The following is a 15,924-nucleotide window of genomic DNA, read 5'->3' as shown; positions in this document are numbered from 1 at the left end:
ATGAGTCAGAACAACACGGATAAACAGGGGATAGGTGTCACAGTGATTACCGGTTTCCTGGGAAGCGGTAAGAGTCATTTTATCAGGCAATTGTTAAAGCAGCCTGATGCCGGGCAAATGGCCGTTATCGTTAACGAAATTGGTCAGGTCGGGCTGGATCATCTTATATATCGGCACTTAAGTGCACAGATTGCAGTGCTTGAAGGCGGTTGCCTGTGCTGTCAGCTGCATGCGGACCTGAGCCAGACGCTGCGTGAGCTGTTCATGCTGGCCATGCAAAAGAAAATTCCTGCATTCAGGCACGTTATTATTGAAACTTCTGGCCTGGCTGATCCGTCTTCCATTGTTTTTACCTTAAAGCATGATTTCTTTCTGAACGAGCGTTTTTACAATGCCGGTGTCTTATGTGTGGTGGACAGTTGCCATGCAGAACAGCAACAGCAAGCCAATCCCGAATGGCTTAGCCAATTGCTGGCGGCCGATGTGGTGTTGTTGTCTAAAGAAGATATATGCCCTGAAAAGGTGCCCGCTTTAAAAAAACGGATTGAGTTGCTTGTCATGGGTGTGCCGGTGCTTGGTAAACCGGAGCTTGAAGAGGCGGAAGATTTTTTTGGTATTCTGGCAGACTTGAAGCAGTTGGGTAAACAAAAACTGGCGGCATTTGGGGTGCGTTGGCAAACCGCCGTCTCTGCGTCATTAAAGCCAGCGTTAAAGCCAGTGGCCAGTCATACCGACGTGGATGTTATTACCCTTACCCTTGAGCAAGCGGTCAAAAGAGGGCGTTTTATTACCGCATTGGATGCCATTGCAGAAAAATACGGCGCAGCCCTGTTAAGAATGAAAGCAGTGGTGCAGTTTGTGGGTGATAATCGCTTTTACCATGTACATGGCGTGCATCAGCAGCGCTCAGCTTTTGAGGCATTGGATATTGCGCCGCAGGAACGTGGCGGTATTACGCCATGCGTGGTATTGATAATTAAAAAAGGATATTGGCAGGAAGAAGACAGGGTGCTTTTGTCTTGAAACAGCGTTTGTCTTTTAGCTTGAAGTATCCTGGTTTTCAGTTTTTTAGTGGTAGGAATAGCATGGTTCAATGATGGAGCAAGGTGTATTCATGATTATGCAAGACAGATTTTTACGCGTAAACCCAAAATTCATAAAAAACAACTAAAAACCATAAAAAAAACCACCAAATTGCAACATATTTGTAAAATTAACGATAAAGGCTTGCCTATTTATATCACTTAGGGTTATTATTTAAATCTTCAGACGCGGGGTGGAGCAGTCTGGCAGCTCGTCGGGCTCATAACCCGAAGGTCGTAGGTTCAAATCCTGCCCCCGCAACCAAATAAATCAAGGACTTCCGTATTTTCGGCAAGTCCTTTTTTATTGAATCAATTTACAGTTGCAGAGGCCGTTGTGATTTTGCCTCTCTTTTAGCTGCTCCCTGCTCTCATCCACTATCAAACCACAAAATCATACTTATAGTGTGACTTATCCGCTTGTGGTATTTAACAAGCAGGCTTTTTATTTTGTACTGAAGGATAAAGGCATGGATTTAACCCTTTTAATTTTTTTATCGGTTTATGTTGCCATGGGGTTTGGCAAATTACCTGGATTTAAAATTGATCGTACCGGATCAGCCCTGGTTGGTGCACTTGCCATGCTATCCATCGGAAGTATTTCATCACAGGCGGCATGGAATGCCATCGATTATAAAACCATTGGTCTATTATTTGGATTAATGATTGTCTCTGGTGCATTTGCCGTGTCCGGGTTTTATGGCTGGGCTGCCCATAAAGTCGCAACCTTAAATGTAAATCCTGCAAAATTGCTCGCCGTTTTTATTATGGTTAGTGGTATTCTGTCGTCCATATTAACCAATGATGTCGTGGTTGTTGCCATGACGCCGCTACTTGTTTCCATCACACTTGTCCGTGGCCTGAATCCGATTCCATTTTTACTTGGCTTTTGTTTTGCTGCCAATGCCGGTTCCGTGGGCACACTCATTGGTAGCCCGCAGAATATGATTGCCGCGCAAGCACTTGATGTGTCTTTTGTTGAGCTATTAAAAGTGGCTGGCCTGCCTGCCATCATTTCTTTATTTATTGTTTGGGGTGTCATTTGTTTTCTGTTTAGAGGTAAATGGGAAACCAAACAATCCGCCTCTCATGCACATGCACCCATGTCATTACCCCAACTCAATCTCATCGAAACACTGAAGGCATCCGTGGTGACTGTTGCCCTTGTTGTTTTATTTATCATTGATATTTGGCCACAAGAACTGGTTGCACTCGCAGCAGCCGGTATTTTGCTTATTAACCGAAAGATTGCCTCGAATGATGTATTGAAAGAGGTTGATGGAAATTTAATCCTGCTGATTATGGGGCTGTTCATTGTCAATGCGGCCATGGCAGCAACAGGACTGCCTCAAACGCTGCTTGCCGATTTGAAGCACTTGGGCATGGATTTAAATGATCCGCTGTCTTTATATGCAGTCGGTGCAGCATTAAGCAATATTGTGGGCAATAACCCAACCGTCATGTTGCTGGTTCCCTATTTGGATGCCGGTGCCGATGCGAATGCACTTTGTGCGGCGCTTGCACTTGGTACCGGTTTTTCAAGCAATATGGTAATTTTTGGCAGTCTGGCCGGTATCGTAGTTGTTGAACAGGCGAAAAGCTGTGGCGTGGAAATCTCATTTATGGATTTCGCAAAAGCAGGTTTTCCCGTGTCTGTCATCTGTCTGGTTTTGGCTGGTTTGTGGATATATTTGCTTTAGATCGGTTTATTCACTGACGTTGCTGCAGATGATTACAGGCCTGGCTGCATAAAACAGGCAGGCCTGTGGTTATTGAGCTTGGGCCTTGGTGGCTATGCGGGGTGTTCGTGATGTCTTGGGCAGGGTCTAGTCGGTACCATGGCCATTATTGCTTAGCATTTGCATTTGTTCGGCAATGGTTTCTGTTGTGTAGCGGTCCTGGCCTGTGTTTTTGTCTTGCCATTTGCGTGTTTTAAGGCGGCCTTCGACATATACCGCATTGCCTTTTTTAAGGTATTGTCCGGCAATTTCGGCCAGACGGCCAAAGAAAGCAACACGATGCCACTCGGTTTCTTCACGGCGCTCGCCCGTGTTTTTGTCTTTCCAGTTCAAAGAGGTGGCAATGGATACATTACACATGGCTGTGCCGTCGGGGCTGTGCTTGATTTCGGGGTCGTGCCCCAGATTTCCCACTAAAATAATTTTGTTGACTGATGCCATAAAAATTTCCTGAAAAGGGTGATCCAGGTTTTATGGTAGGGGAATTGCCTATATTGCTGAGTAAATGGTGCAGCATTGTGTCCATTGTGGTTATTGCTTAATGGATTTGGAGATTGAGGGAAGTGGTGGAGTGCCGGAAAGCGGATGAGTGAAAGAAAGAACTAAATTGCGATGTCGTTCAGGGGGGGGGGTAAGGTGATAAAGGCTAAGACAAAGGGCTAACAAATAAAAATAACGAACGACAAAGGGGGTAAATGAAAAAGCCTGTTTCTATAAAGAAACAGGCTTTTTAAAACTGGTTGCGGGGGCAGGATTTGAACCTACGACCTTCGGGTTATGAGCCCGACGAGCTGCCAGACTGCTCCACCCCGCGTCTGAAGAATATAATAATAGTCTACCTGTTATAATAATGCAAGCCGTTTATCGGATTTTAATAACAAACCATATACTGAACCATGGATGAACATTTAATACGCAATGTGTTGGAGGCCGCGCTATTGTGTGCTCAGCAACCAATGAAGGTCTCTGATCTGGCAAAATTGTTTGCTGAGTCGGATGAAGTAAAAAACGATGTAATTAAGCAACAATTGTTAAATTTGCAAGACGCGTGGTCAAATAAAGGTTTAGAATTAACGCAGTTGGCTAGTGGATGGCGTTTTCAAAGTCGTCCACAAATGCAAAAGTATTTAGAACGCCTTAATCCAGAAAAACCACCTAAATATTCAAGGGCGGTTTTGGAAACATTGGCAATTATTGCCTGGCGTCAACCGGTTACACGGGGCGACATAGAAGATATTCGCGGTGTGACGGTATCTTCCCAAATCATTAAAACTTTAGAAGAGCGTGGCTGGATAGAAGTGTTGGGTCACAGGGATGCACCTGGAAGACCGGCTTTGCTTGGGACCACAAAACAATTTTTAGATGATCTGGGATTGAAAGCGCTGGATGAATTGCCTGGTTTGGCCTCTGAGGGAGAGGTGCTTCTGGTTGCCGGAGATAAACTTGCCGGCTTGTTTCCTGCTAAGGAAAATCCGGAAGAAAATAGCAGTCATGAGCAGTCGCCCGTTGCGGATTTAACGCCCGAGGTGGCAGTTGTCCCGAATTCCGGGCAAATTGTGAATAATGATTGAAAAGCAATAAATAAACAGTTAAGTAAAAAACGCGGGCAGGACAAGTATTTACTTGCCGGTGTTTGATTAATGGTGAATCACTAAGACCACTTTAATTTCAAAGTGCTTTCGGAAGAAGGTCAAATAAGCAAATATATGGATACAGTAACGGAAACCGTCACGATTGTCGCGGGTGGTGAGGCGCAGCCTGACTCTGCTCAAGTGAAAAGCAAGGGTCGTAAATTGCGCACGCCATTCAGACGCAGGCGTGCTGATGCAACAATCGAGCCCAGGAAAGAAAAAGCAGTTGCAGCAGAGCAACCGGAAAACGTTCCGGAGCCCGCGAAACGAACACGCAAGCCAACCGCCAAGAGTGGTGTTGCAGCGAGCAAGCGCAAACCGGTAGCTCGCAAACCAGCGGCAAACCGGCCGGCTCAGGAAGTGTCTGCAGCGGAATTGGTGAACGATGAGCAGGTATTTGATGAAAATGAATCGAATAATGCTCTGGCGTTTCTGGAAAAATCCGCAAAACTTGAGCAGCGCCTGGGTAAGTATCTGACCAGTGATGCGGTTATGCCCAAGTTGCATAAGGTTTTGGCGGATGCGGGTGTGGGTTCGCGTCGTGAAATGGAAGAGCTGATTATTGCCGGACGGGTTTCGGTTAACGGTGAGCCTGCGCATATCGGTCAGCGGGTTGGTGTGAATGATGTGGTTCGTGTTAACGGACGTCTGGTTGCCCGTCCCAATGCCAAGCGCCCGCCCCGGGTGATTTTGTATCATAAGCCTGCCGGAGAAATTGTCAGTCATGATGATCCGGAAGGTCGTGCGACCGTGTTCTCCCGATTGCCCAAGATGCGTACGGGTAAATGGGTGTCAGTCGGTCGTCTTGACTTGAATACCGAAGGCTTGCTGATATTCACAACTTCGGGTGATTTGGCCAATCGGTTCATGCATCCGCGTTACGGTAACGAACGTGAGTATGCAGTGCGCGTATTGGGTGAATTGGGTGTTGAGCAAATCCAATCCCTGACCAAGGGTATTCAGTTGGATGATGGTCTGGCAGCGTTTGGGGTGATGGAGCATATTGGCGGTGAAGGCAGTAATCGCTGGTATCGCGTCACGATCCAGGAAGGCCGGAATCGTGAAGTGCGTCGCATGTTCGAGGCGGTGGGTGTAACAGTCAGTCGTCTGATTCGGACGCGTTTTGGAGAGGTTGTCCTGCCAAGGAATCTGCGCCGTGGTCGCTGGGAAGAGCTGGATCCTTCATTGGTGGTGGCATTGATGGTTCGTCTGGGTTTAATGAAGGCTGATGATGATTCGGCCTCGGGCAGAGGGCGTGATCGTCAGCCAATATCGCATGATAATGCCATGCCGCCAGGGTTTGAATCTGCGGTTCCTGATATGGGTTTTGGTCCTTCATCGTATGCGAGGGCAGCGGGCAATGGGCAGCGTAAGCCTGCCCGTCCTGGTGGTGTATATAATCGCAAGCCCAATCAGTCCCGTACCGAGGGTGGTGGTTATGCTAAAAATTCGTCCAGAAAAAACACGCGTCCCAAACAGGAAGGTGTTGCGCGTCCTGAAGGTGGACATAAAGCCAGAGGGGCGGCCCGTCATAAGGATGATTGGCAGCCCAAGGGTGCGGCAGCTCACGAGTCCAGGCTGGGCTTTGTCGGTCGTGGCAGAAGCGGTCGGTAGGCTTTAATGATGTTGTTTTGTTGATAAAATATCAAATACTTAGCAAAATCCAGGTTTTTTTGATATAATCATAGGTTGTCTAGTTGTAAATTCCTTTTTTGAGCAAAAGGAATTTACCTGGTTTATGGAACGAATTATATAAAAACAACGGTTGAGGGATTAAGCCGGTGTTTTTGTAAACAATGGGCTGTAAAAGCCCATTTTTTTATTGTATGGCTGATTTATATACTCTTACTGAACAAGCGATAGCTGGCCTTGGGGTCGAGCTGGTTGATGTCGAGCGTGCTGCCTTTGGGTTGCTGCGCGTAACCATAGATCGTGAAGGTGGCGTGCGAATTGAGGACTGTGAACAGGTTTCTCGCCAACTATCGCGGGTGTTTGAAGTTGAAAATATCGACTATAAACGTCTTGAAGTCGGTTCGCCAGGTGTAGATCGCCCTTTGCGTACACTGGCCGATTTCAAACGGTTTGCCGGTGAGCGGGTGGAAATTAAATTACGTGAAGCTGTCGATAATCGCAAAGTCTTTACCGGGATTTTGTCACAGGAAACGGCTTCTGATGGAACGCAGACAGGTCAATTCTGTCTGGAATTTGATGTTAAAAAGAACGAAACTCAAGTAATTGTTTTTGCATTCGAAGATGTAGAAAAGGCAAAACTTGATCCGGTTCTTGATTTCAAGGGTAAAAAGCGATGAGTCGCGAAATTCTTCTATTGGTTGATGCGTTAGCACGTGAAAAAAATGTGACACGTGAAGTGGTTTTTAGTGCGCTTGAGAGTGCTTTGGCCTCAGCCATGAAAAAACGTTTTAAAGAAGATGCTGATATTCGTGTAACGATAGATCGGGCTACGGGTGCGCATGAAGGCTACCGTCGCTGGCTCGTCGTGCCCGATGAGGCTGGATTGCAGGAACCTGACCGTCAGGAACTGTTTAGCGATGCCCAAGAGATCAAACCTGGTATCCAGGAAGGCGAATACATTGAAGAGCCTCTTGAGCCCGTTGAGTTCGGTCGTATTGGTGCGCAGGCTGCCAAGCAGGCTATCCTGCAAAAAATTCGCGATGCTGAGCGTGAGCAGGTGCTTAATGATTTCCTCGATCGTGGGGAAAGCATTATTGCCGGTACGGTCAAACGCCTGGATAAAGGCGATGCCATTATTGAAACCGGCAAAATAGAGGCCCGGCTGCCTCGTAGTGAAATGATCCCCAAGGAAAACCTGCGGGTTGGTGATCGTGTTCGTGCATGGGTGGCCAAGGTTGACCGTACTGCCCGCAATCAGCAAATCATTCTGTCCCGTACGGCCCCCGAGTTCATTCGCGAGTTGTTCGAAAATGAAGTTCCCGAGATCGAGCAGGGATTGCTTGAAATCAAGGCGGCTGCCCGTGATCCTGGCATGCGTGCCAAAATTGCCGTGGTGGCCTATGACAAAAGAATTGACCCTATCGGAACCTGCGTAGGCATGCGTGGTTCGCGTGTTACCGCGGTTCGTAATGAATTGGGTGGTGAGCAGGTCGATATCGTTCTGTGGGCGGATGATCCGGCCGAGTTCGTGATTGGTGCCCTGGCACCTGCTAATGTCGAGTCCATTCTTGTGGATGAAGAAAAGCATGCCATGGATGTCGTGGTTGATGCCGAGAACCTGCCCAAGGCCATCGGTTCCAAAGGTCAGAACGTAAGACTGGCCTCTGAACTGACCGGCTGGCAAATCAATATCATGACGCCAGAAGAAAACCGCAATCGCCAGGATGAAGAGCGTGCCGCAATGCGTGCCACATTCATCGAGAAACTGGATGTGGATGAAGAAGTGGCTGATATCCTTATTGATGAAGGTTTTACAGGTCTTGAAGAGGTCGCTTATGTGCCCATTCAAGAGTTGCTTGAAATTGAAGGTTTCGATGAGGATACCGTCAATGAGTTGCGTAACCGTGCCCGTACTGCTTTGTTGACCGAAGCAATCGTACAGGAAGAGCGTGTTGAAACTGCCCAGGATTTGCTGGATCTGGAAGGTCTGACCCCAGAGCTTATTGCAAAACTGGCCGAAGGTGGTATTCAGACACGTGATGATCTTGCTGAGTTGTCCACTGATGAACTGTCGGAAATGACCGGTTTGTCAGATGAGCAGGCAGGAGAGTTAATTATCAAGGCGCGAGCCCACTGGTTTGATGAAGATGAAAATTAATCTTCATATCTACAGTTTTAATCAGATTGCCTATTGAATGTTGTTGAATTGTTGTGAAAGGGAAGAGAGAGCCTAATGCCCAGTATTACTGTTGCCCAGTTTGCCGTCGAACTGAAATTGCCTGCCAATGTGTTGCTTGAACAGCTTCGTGCGGCAGGTGTCAATGTGAATTCTGTAGAGGATAATGTCACCGAGAGCGATAAAACCAAACTACTGGATTCCCTTCGCCGTGCGCATGGTGCAAAAGAGGGTAAGAAAATTACGGTAACACGCCGTGAAACGTCAGAGATCCGTCAGGCGGATAGCTCCGGGCGCTCTCGTACCATCCCGGTTGAAGTTCGTAAAAAACGGGTTTTTGTCAAGCGGGATATCACAGATGGCAAAGAAGCCGTGGCAGAGGCCGCCAGGTCTGTTGCCCCGCTAACAGCGCCTGATCAGGCCGTAAAAACACAGCCTGAAGTCGAGGCCGTGTCAAAAGAAATAGTGCAAAAAGAAGAAAATCTATCGGTTGCACAAACTTCTGCTGCGAAAGTGGCTCCTGAAGCTGTACAATTGCAAGATAAGCCACAAGAAAATGTCCCGCCAACCGCCAAGGCATCTCCTGAAACGGTATCTGGCGATGCCCAGGAAACAGCTCAGCAGCCAGTAGTTGCGGCTGACAGTGTGGCAAAAGAAGTGAAATCCACAGAGCCTGACGGTAGTCCTCAGCCGCAAGTTCAACAATCCTCCGTAACTACGGAAGAATCATCAATTACATCTCAACAGGTTGAGAAAAAAGAAGTGCATACTGAATCCAAAAATGTGCCGTCTGCTTCAGTAAAGGCTGATCAGAAACCAGCCCAGGCGTCGACGGTTAAAAGCAAGTCTCCAGAATCAGGCCGTATCAATGAACAGCGTGATGGCAAAACATCACGACCGGCTGATCAAAAGTCGTCCCAGCAGGCAAGGCAGGGTGGCCGAAACGAAGTGGTTAAGGGCAAGGCGCCCGTTGCCGCACCAGCGGTCAATAAAGATATGAATATCCGCTCTAAAAAACCTGTTGTAGAGCCAAGACGTGAGCCGGTAGACACGGCAGCACGTGAGGAAGCACGTCGTCAGGCCGAAGCGGAAGCGGCGGCATTGCGTGATATGCTGAATCGTCCCCGCAAAGTGTTGCGCGCGGCACCCGCTGCAGTAGAAGGGGCTGACGCTGCCAAGAAAGCACCCAAGAAAGATGTCAAGCCCGTTGCTGGTGCCAAGAAAACGGAACGTGACAGCAATTGGACAGATGGTGCCCGGGGTAAAAAACCGGTCGAGAAGCGGGCGGCAGCGCCTGCCAAGGCTCAGGAAGAGGGTTGGCGTGCCGGAGGTGGTCGCAGCGGTTCCAAAAACAATCGCAGGAATCAGCAGCAACAGGTTAAAGAACCGGCAGTGCCCGAGTTTATCGCCCGTGATGTACATGTGCCGGAAACCATTTCAGTGGCAGATCTGGCGCATAAAATGTCTGTCAAGGCAGCAGAGGTCATCAAGCTGTTAATGAAGATGGGTCAAATGGTTACCATTAACCAGATTCTTGACCAGGAAACGGCCATGATTGTGGTTGAGGAATTGGGGCACCATGCCATTGCAGCCAAACTTGATGATCCCGAAGCATTCCTTGATGAAAGCGCACAAAGCATAGACGTTGAATTGCTGCCACGTGCACCGGTAGTAACCGTCATGGGTCACGTTGATCATGGTAAAACCTCTTTGCTCGACTATATCCGTCGTGCCAAAGTGGCAGTGGGTGAAGCCGGTGGCATTACCCAGCATATTGGTGCTTACCGGGTGAAAACCGAAGCGGGTGTGGCGACCTTCCTGGATACCCCGGGACACGAGGCGTTTACGGCCATGCGTGCACGTGGTGCCCAGGCAACCGATATTGTCATTCTTGTCGTGGCGGCCGATGATGGTGTCATGCCACAAACGCGAGAAGCCATTCACCATGCCAAAGCGGCTGGTGTACCTATGGTTGTGGCCATTAACAAGGTGGATAAACCCGAAGCCAACCCCGAGCGTGTCAAGCAGGAGTTGGTTGCCGAGGAAGTGGTGCCTGAAGAGTACGGTGGTGATGTACCATTTGTCCCCGTATCTGCCAAAACCGGTTTTGGTATTGATGATTTGCTCGAAAACGTATTGTTGCAAGCTGAAGTGCTTGAGCTGAAAGCCGCTGTTGATGCTCCCGCCAAAGGTGTGGTGATTGAGTCCAGCCTTGATAAGGGACGTGGTCCTGTTGCCACCATTCTGGTACAAAGTGGTACCCTGAAGCGGGGTGATGCCATCCTGGTGGGCGCAACCTATGGTCGCGTGCGTGCCATGCTCGATGAAACAGGTAAAAACATTCCCAAGGCGGGTCCATCCGTACCGGTTGAAATCCAGGGCTTGTCTGATGTGCCTGCCGCCGGTGACGAGGTCCAGGTGGTTATTGATGAGCGCAAGGCACGTGAAATCGCCTTGTTCCGTCAGGGTAAATTCCGTGACGTGAAACTGGCGCGTCAGCAGGCCGCCAAGCTTGAATCCATGTTTGACAACATTGGTGAAGGTCTGCAAACGCTTGAACTCATCGTTAAAACAGATGTCCAGGGTTCTCAGGAAGCGCTGGTTCAATCGCTGGTCAAGCTGTCTACCGATGAAATCCGTGTACGGGTTGTGCATGCAGCCGTTGGTGGTATTTCTGAAAGTGACGTAAACCTGGCCATTGCTTCCAATGCGGTTATTATTGGCTTTAACGTACGCGCCGACCAAAGTGCGAAAAAACTGGCCGAATCCAATGGTATCGATATTCGCTACTACAACATTATTTATGATGCGGTCGATGATGTTAAAAGCGCCATGTCCGGCATGCTTGCGCCAGAAAAACGCGAAGAAGTCATTGGTATGGTTGAGATTCGCGAGGTTTACAGCATTTCCCGTATTGGTAAAGTGGCCGGTTGTATGGTTACCGATGGTCTGGTACGCCGTGACTCTCAAGTACGTCTGTTGCGTAATCATGTGGTTATCTGGACCGGTTACATCGACTCCCTCAAACGCTTCAAGGATGATGCCAAAGAAGTGAAAGCCGGTTTCGATTGCGGTATCACTTTAAGGGGTAATAACGATATCGAAGTGGGCGATCAGCTTGAGATCTTCGAAATCAAAGAAATTGCCCGTACGCTGTAAATTTCATTATGAATCGACACAAGTCAAAATCACCTGCCAGCCGTAATGTGCGACTGGCAGATCAGATACAGAAAGATCTGGCAGTCCTTATCCAGCGTGAGTTGGATATGTCTCGTGTGGGCCTTATTACCTTGACCGGGGTTGACCTGAGTGCGGATTATGCACATGCCAAAGTGTATTTCACCGTTCTGGGCGCAGAGCCTGAAGTGGCTTCTGCTGCCTTGAATGAAAAGGCAGGCTGGTTGCACTCATTGCTGTTTAAAATGCTGCACATTCATACGGTGCCCACCTTGCGTTTCATTCATGATGAGCAGATGGCGCGTGGTATCGAGATGACACAGCTTATCGATCGTGCAAACCGTCCGGAAGATTTTCCTGTACAAACAGATAATCTTGATGATATTGAAACAGGCAAAAAATAATTGCCTGGTATTTGGGTAAACAAATGGGACGAAGGAAAGGTCTGGACATTACCGGGGTGCTACTGCTTGATAAACCGGTAGATTTATCAAGCAACCACGCCCTGCAAAGAGCCAGACGTGCTATGGATGCAAAAAAAGCCGGTCATACAGGAACTTTGGATCCTTTTGCGACCGGCTTGTTAGTCTGCTGTTTTGGGAAAGCGACTAAAATATGTGGTCCCATGCTGAATGTGGATAAAAAATATATTGCCACGCTTCAGTTGGGTTCGGAAACCGATTCAGGCGACCTGACGGGGACTGTTACTCAGGAGGCTGCGGATTTTACCGGTATTACCGCAGAACGGTTAAACAATGTATTGCCCCGTTTTTTGGGTGAAATACAGCAAATTCCGCCGATGTATTCGGCCTTGAAGCGGGATGGGCGTCCGCTTTATGAATATGCGCGTCAAGGAATAGAGCTTGAGCGTGAACCTCGTACAGTAACCATCTACGAAATAAATGTGCTGCGTGTTCAACCTGAGATGGTCGAGTTGGAAGTGTCTTGCAGTAAAGGCACTTATATACGCACACTTGCCCAGGATATTGGAAGGGCATTGGGCTGCTTTGCGCACCTTATTGCCTTGCGGCGAACGGCGGTTGGCCCGTTTACCATAGATAATGCAATTGACCTTGCTTCATTGCAGAGTATGGAATCACCGGTTGATACGCTGATAGCCCTGGATGAACTACCAGACGGTCTCGTGCCGTTAAAACTACTTCAAAAGGAAATACTATGAGCCAAGCGCTCCGTAACGTTGCGATTATTGCTCACGTTGACCATGGTAAAACAACCATGGTTGATCAGTTGTTACATCAGGCGGGTACGTTCCGTGATAACCAGCATATTGCTGAACGTGTCATGGACTCCGGAGATATTGAAAAAGAACGTGGCATTACCATTCTGTCAAAGAACTGCGCTGTCGAATATGAAGGTACCCACATCAATATCATTGATACGCCCGGACACGCCGATTTTGGTGGTGAGGTAGAGCGCGTATTGTCGATGGTTGATGGTGTCTTGCTGCTGGTCGATGCCGTGGAAGGCCCTATGCCACAAACCCGTTTCGTGACCAAGAAAGCCCTTGCCCTGGGTCTGAAACCCATTGTTGTGGTCAATAAAATTGATCGTCCTGGCGCACGTCCCGATTTTGTCATCAATACAACTTTCGACTTGTTTGACAAGCTTGGTGCAACAGAAGAGCAGCTTGACTTTCCGGTTGTGTATGCCTCTGGCCTGTCCGGTTTCGCAGGTCTGACCGATGATGTGCGTGAAGGCGATATGCGTCCCTTGTTTGATGCTATTTTGCAGCATGTTCCACAGCGGAATGATGACAAAGATGCCCCCTTGCAAATGCAAATCATCTCGCTTGACTACAACAGTTATGTGGGCAAGATTGGTGTTGGCCGGGTTAACCGTGGTCGCATCCGTGCCGGGCAGGATGTGGTGGTCAAATTTGGTGAGGATGGCGCCACCTTTAAAGGTCGTGTCAACCAGGTTCTTAAGTTCCGGGGTCTGGAGCGTGTGCAGGTCGATTCTGCTGAAGCCGGTGATATTGTCCTGATTAACGGCATTGATGAGATCGGTATCGGTTGTACCTTGTGTGATCCGGCCAAGCCCGAAGCGTTGCCAATGCTGAAAATTGATGAACCCACTTTGACCATGAACTTCATGGTTAATACATCACCGTTGGCAGGTCGTGAAGGTAAATTCGTGACCAGTCGTCAGATTCGCGATCGTCTTAATCTTGAGCTCAAATCCAATGTGGCCCTGCGTGTGAAAGATACTGACGATGATACCGTGTTTGAGGTATCTGGCCGTGGTGAGCTGCACCTGACCATTTTGCTTGAAAACATGCGTCGCGAAGGCTATGAACTGGCCGTGTCCCGTCCTCGTGTGGTTTACAAGGAAATTGACGGCGTGCGTTGTGAGCCGCTGGAATTGTTAACCGTAGACCTTGAAGATGGACATCAGGGCAGTGTGATGGAAGAGTTGGGCCGCCGTAAAGGTGAGCTGCTGGATATGCAATCCGATGGCCGTGGCCGTACCCGGCTTGAGTATCGTATTCCTGCACGTGGTCTTATCGGCTTCTCAACCGAGTTTATGTCCCTGACACACGGTACCGGTCTTATGAGTCATATTTTTGATGAGTATGCTCCTGTTCGTGAAGGTAGTGTGGGTGAGCGTCGCAATGGTGTTCTGATCAGTCAGGATAATGGTGATGCCGTGGCTTATGCCTTGTGGAAACTGCAGGATCGGGGCCGGATGTTTGTGTCACCCGGTGAGCCTCTGTATGAAGGCATGATTATCGGTATTCACAGTCGTGATAATGACCTGGTGGTTAACCCCATCAAGGGCAAGCAGTTAACCAATATCCGTGCTTCGGGCACTGATGAAGCCGTGCGCCTGGTTCCGCCTATCAAGCTGAATCTGGAATACGCGGTTGAGTTCATTGATGACGATGAACTGGTTGAAGTAACACCCAAAAGCATACGTCTGCGCAAGCGCTACCTGCTTGAGCATGAGCGCAAGCGTGCCGCCCGTGAGAATTCCGGCTTGTAATTAGACCTGGTAAAAACGGCACAGTCAATAAACCGCCGCTTCAGTTCAGGCTTGCAGTCTGGGCAGAAGGGGCGGTTTATTTGTGCGTGATGGATATTGATTTTAATCATGTAGCATCTATTTAGCGTGGTTTTATGGTTTACGATATAATATTTCAATGTTAGTATCAGTCGGTATCCTCTGTTTGTAATTTAAAGTGTGATCAATTTAACTTTCCTTAGATGACTGTGAACCGGATTTCTCCGCTTAAAGGTATCTCATGCAGGTATATATTCTTATACCTGTGTCTGGCCTTGTTTGCGCTGCGTTCGCTCATACCGGTTGGTTATATGCCCAATATGCAGGCTCTGGGCCAGGGCAAGATAGAGATCATTCTTTGTACACCAACAGGTACCCAGTCCACTTTTGTTTCAATCGAAACCCCGCATAATCAGTCCAGCCCGGATAATGCCTACGATGGCATGTTAAGTTGTCCTTTCAGCGTCGTTAACGCGCAAGGAATGCTAGCGGGTTCACCTGGTGTCGGCCTGGATGTTTTCAATTTACCCGGCTTGGTTGCCCCCTCTCTCGACCATTCTCAGGTAATGAATGTCCGCCTGTCAGGGCCTCCGCTAGGTCCAAGGGCACCTCCTTTGGCAGTCTAGTAAGTAAAAACAAACCCGTTAAGCGGGATGTTGTTAAATACCCATTCAAGGTTGGCTTCTAGACCAAGCTCACCATGCTTGTTGTATTTAACGCTATGCTTCCGCCTTGAACAGTTTTGATTGGCATAAACCACGCTTTTTATATATTTTCTCCTGATAAAAACACGGTTTTTACCCGTCATTTCCCATTCTGTTCAAGGTGGATTTGAATGCTTTATTTAACTTGAATGCATGCAATGTCAATAAATCAAAAACGTAGGTTGGTGCTAACCGGATTGGGCATCTTGCCTTTGATGCTTGCTGGTTGCAGTAAAGAAAAACCGCTCGTTGTTCATGGACAGGATATTACCGGAGCAAATTTTGGGCGTGATTTCAACTTGCAGGGACCTAATGGCAAACGTTATACCCTTAATGATTTCAAGGGCAAAGCGCTCATGATTTTTTTTGGGTTTACCCAATGTCCCGATGTCTGTCCTACAGCCCTTGCACGAGCGGTTGAAATTAAAGGTCTGTTAGGTGAAGATGCCGATAAATTACAGGTGCTGTTCATCACCATAGATCCGGAACGTGATACCCCGGAAATGTTGGAAGCATATACGAATGCCTTTGATCCTTCTTTTATGGGGCTTTACGGTACGCTGGATGAAACACAGGCTGTGGCGAAAGAGTTCAAAATTTATTATAAAAAAGTGCCAACCGGTTCTTCTTACACAATGGATCACAGCGCGCTTAGTTACGTTTTTGATACCGATGGCAAGTTAAGACTATCTTTGTCGCATGCGCAAAGTGCGCAAGAGTGTGCGGAAGATATTCGTCAATTGCTAGCATAATTTCAAAAAA

The 15,924-nt window shown here is 48.2% G+C and carries 11 protein-coding genes, 2 tRNA genes and 2 pseudogenes; 13 read left to right on the top strand and 2 right to left on the bottom strand.

The genetic code is table 11. The features are described 5' to 3' along the window. The 3 genes from KU392_RS06760 (at position 1) to KU392_RS06750 (ending at position 2,782) form a co-directional block, all read left to right on the top strand. A complete protein-coding gene (locus tag KU392_RS06760; RefSeq protein WP_169295121.1) occupies positions 1–1,023 on the top strand; it encodes a CobW family GTP-binding protein in 1,023 nt (340 codons plus the stop codon). Positions 1,024–1,270: 247 nt separating this feature from the next. Beyond that, positions 1,271–1,347 (top strand) — tRNA-Met (locus KU392_RS06755). Between the two features lie 205 nt (positions 1,348–1,552). Beyond that, on the top strand, positions 1,553–2,782 hold the full coding sequence (locus KU392_RS06750; RefSeq protein WP_217734935.1) for an ArsB/NhaD family transporter: 1,230 nt from the start codon (positions 1,553–1,555) through the stop codon (positions 2,780–2,782). Positions 2,783–2,911: 129 nt separating this feature from the next. On the opposite strand, the pseudogene ssb reads toward KU392_RS06750, so the two are convergent. Together ssb and KU392_RS06740 are read right to left on the bottom strand one after the other, a co-directional pair. Continuing rightward, a pseudogene (ssb, locus tag KU392_RS06745) lies at positions 2,912–3,262 on the bottom strand (single-stranded DNA-binding protein); the annotation flags it as partial. Positions 3,263–3,558: 296 nt separating this feature from the next. Further along, positions 3,559–3,635: transfer RNA gene (locus KU392_RS06740), tRNA-Met, on the bottom strand. Between the two features lie 82 nt (positions 3,636–3,717). Between KU392_RS06740 and scpB the strand changes: the two are divergent. The 10 genes and pseudogenes from scpB to KU392_RS06690 all read left to right on the top strand — a co-directional run. Further along, positions 3,718–4,231 (top strand): annotated as a pseudogene (gene scpB, locus KU392_RS06735) (SMC-Scp complex subunit ScpB); the annotation flags it as partial. Between the two features lie 296 nt (positions 4,232–4,527). Continuing rightward, entirely contained in the window at positions 4,528–6,066 is a 1,539-nt protein-coding gene (rluB, locus tag KU392_RS06730) for a 23S rRNA pseudouridine(2605) synthase RluB (RefSeq protein ID WP_169295117.1), read from the top strand. Positions 6,067–6,278: 212 nt separating this feature from the next. Continuing rightward, positions 6,279–6,761 (top strand): ribosome maturation factor RimP, encoded by a 483-nt coding sequence (gene rimP, locus KU392_RS06725; protein ID WP_169295116.1) that lies wholly within the window; start codon positions 6,279–6,281, stop codon positions 6,759–6,761. Then, entirely contained in the window at positions 6,758–8,242 is a 1,485-nt protein-coding gene (gene nusA, locus KU392_RS06720) for a transcription termination factor NusA (RefSeq protein ID WP_169295115.1), read from the top strand. The genes rimP and nusA overlap by 4 nt, the downstream gene beginning before the upstream one ends. Positions 8,243–8,317: 75 nt before the next feature. Further along, positions 8,318–11,419: a translation initiation factor IF-2 gene (gene infB / locus KU392_RS06715; protein WP_217734933.1), complete on the top strand. Its 3,102-nt coding sequence runs from the start codon at positions 8,318–8,320 to the stop codon at positions 11,417–11,419. Positions 11,420–11,427: 8 nt separating this feature from the next. Continuing rightward, positions 11,428–11,841, top strand: a complete 414-nt coding sequence (rbfA, locus tag KU392_RS06710; RefSeq protein ID WP_169295113.1) for a 30S ribosome-binding factor RbfA — start codon at positions 11,428–11,430, stop codon at positions 11,839–11,841. Positions 11,842–11,864: 23 nt separating this feature from the next. After that, positions 11,865–12,617: a tRNA pseudouridine(55) synthase TruB gene (truB, locus tag KU392_RS06705; RefSeq protein ID WP_169295112.1), complete on the top strand. Its 753-nt coding sequence runs from the start codon at positions 11,865–11,867 to the stop codon at positions 12,615–12,617. After that, positions 12,614–14,440 carry a translational GTPase TypA gene (gene typA, locus KU392_RS06700; protein ID WP_169295111.1) on the top strand — a complete coding sequence of 609 codons (1,827 nt, stop codon included), beginning with the start codon at positions 12,614–12,616 and terminating at the stop codon, positions 14,438–14,440. Before truB ends, typA begins: the two co-directional genes overlap by 4 nt. Positions 14,441–14,733: 293 nt before the next feature. Next, on the top strand, positions 14,734–15,084 hold the full coding sequence (locus KU392_RS06695) for a hypothetical protein (RefSeq protein WP_169295110.1): 351 nt from the start codon (positions 14,734–14,736) through the stop codon (positions 15,082–15,084). A 236-nt stretch (positions 15,085–15,320) separates the two neighbouring features. Next, positions 15,321–15,914 carry an SCO family protein gene (locus KU392_RS06690; RefSeq protein WP_169295266.1) on the top strand — a complete coding sequence of 198 codons (594 nt, stop codon included), beginning with the start codon at positions 15,321–15,323 and terminating at the stop codon, positions 15,912–15,914. The last annotated feature ends 10 nt before the right edge of the window (positions 15,915–15,924 follow it).

Source organism: Advenella alkanexedens, assembly GCF_019132845.1.
GTDB lineage: Bacteria > Pseudomonadota > Gammaproteobacteria > Burkholderiales > Burkholderiaceae_B > Advenella > Advenella alkanexedens.
Note: the sequence above shows the minus strand (reverse complement) of the source record. Positions and strands in the feature narration are given on the sequence as shown.

What these genes read in the sequence shown, in the direction of transcription:
- KU392_RS06760 (WP_169295121.1), top strand. Translation starts at nt 1, where the DNA reads ATGAGTCAGAACAACACGGATAAACAGGGGATAGGTGTCACAGTGATT.
- KU392_RS06750 (WP_217734935.1), top strand. Translation starts at nt 1,553, where the DNA reads ATGGATTTAACCCTTTTAATTTTTTTATCGGTTTATGTTGCCATGGGG.
- rluB (WP_169295117.1), top strand. Translation starts at nt 4,528, where the DNA reads ATGGATACAGTAACGGAAACCGTCACGATTGTCGCGGGTGGTGAGGCG.
- rimP (WP_169295116.1), top strand. Translation starts at nt 6,279, where the DNA reads ATGGCTGATTTATATACTCTTACTGAACAAGCGATAGCTGGCCTTGGG.
- nusA (WP_169295115.1), top strand. Translation starts at nt 6,758, where the DNA reads ATGAGTCGCGAAATTCTTCTATTGGTTGATGCGTTAGCACGTGAAAAA.
- infB (WP_217734933.1), top strand. Translation starts at nt 8,318, where the DNA reads ATGCCCAGTATTACTGTTGCCCAGTTTGCCGTCGAACTGAAATTGCCT.
- rbfA (WP_169295113.1), top strand. Translation starts at nt 11,428, where the DNA reads ATGAATCGACACAAGTCAAAATCACCTGCCAGCCGTAATGTGCGACTG.
- truB (WP_169295112.1), top strand. Translation starts at nt 11,865, where the DNA reads ATGGGACGAAGGAAAGGTCTGGACATTACCGGGGTGCTACTGCTTGAT.
- typA (WP_169295111.1), top strand. Translation starts at nt 12,614, where the DNA reads ATGAGCCAAGCGCTCCGTAACGTTGCGATTATTGCTCACGTTGACCAT.
- KU392_RS06690 (WP_169295266.1), top strand. Translation starts at nt 15,321, where the DNA reads ATGTCAATAAATCAAAAACGTAGGTTGGTGCTAACCGGATTGGGCATC.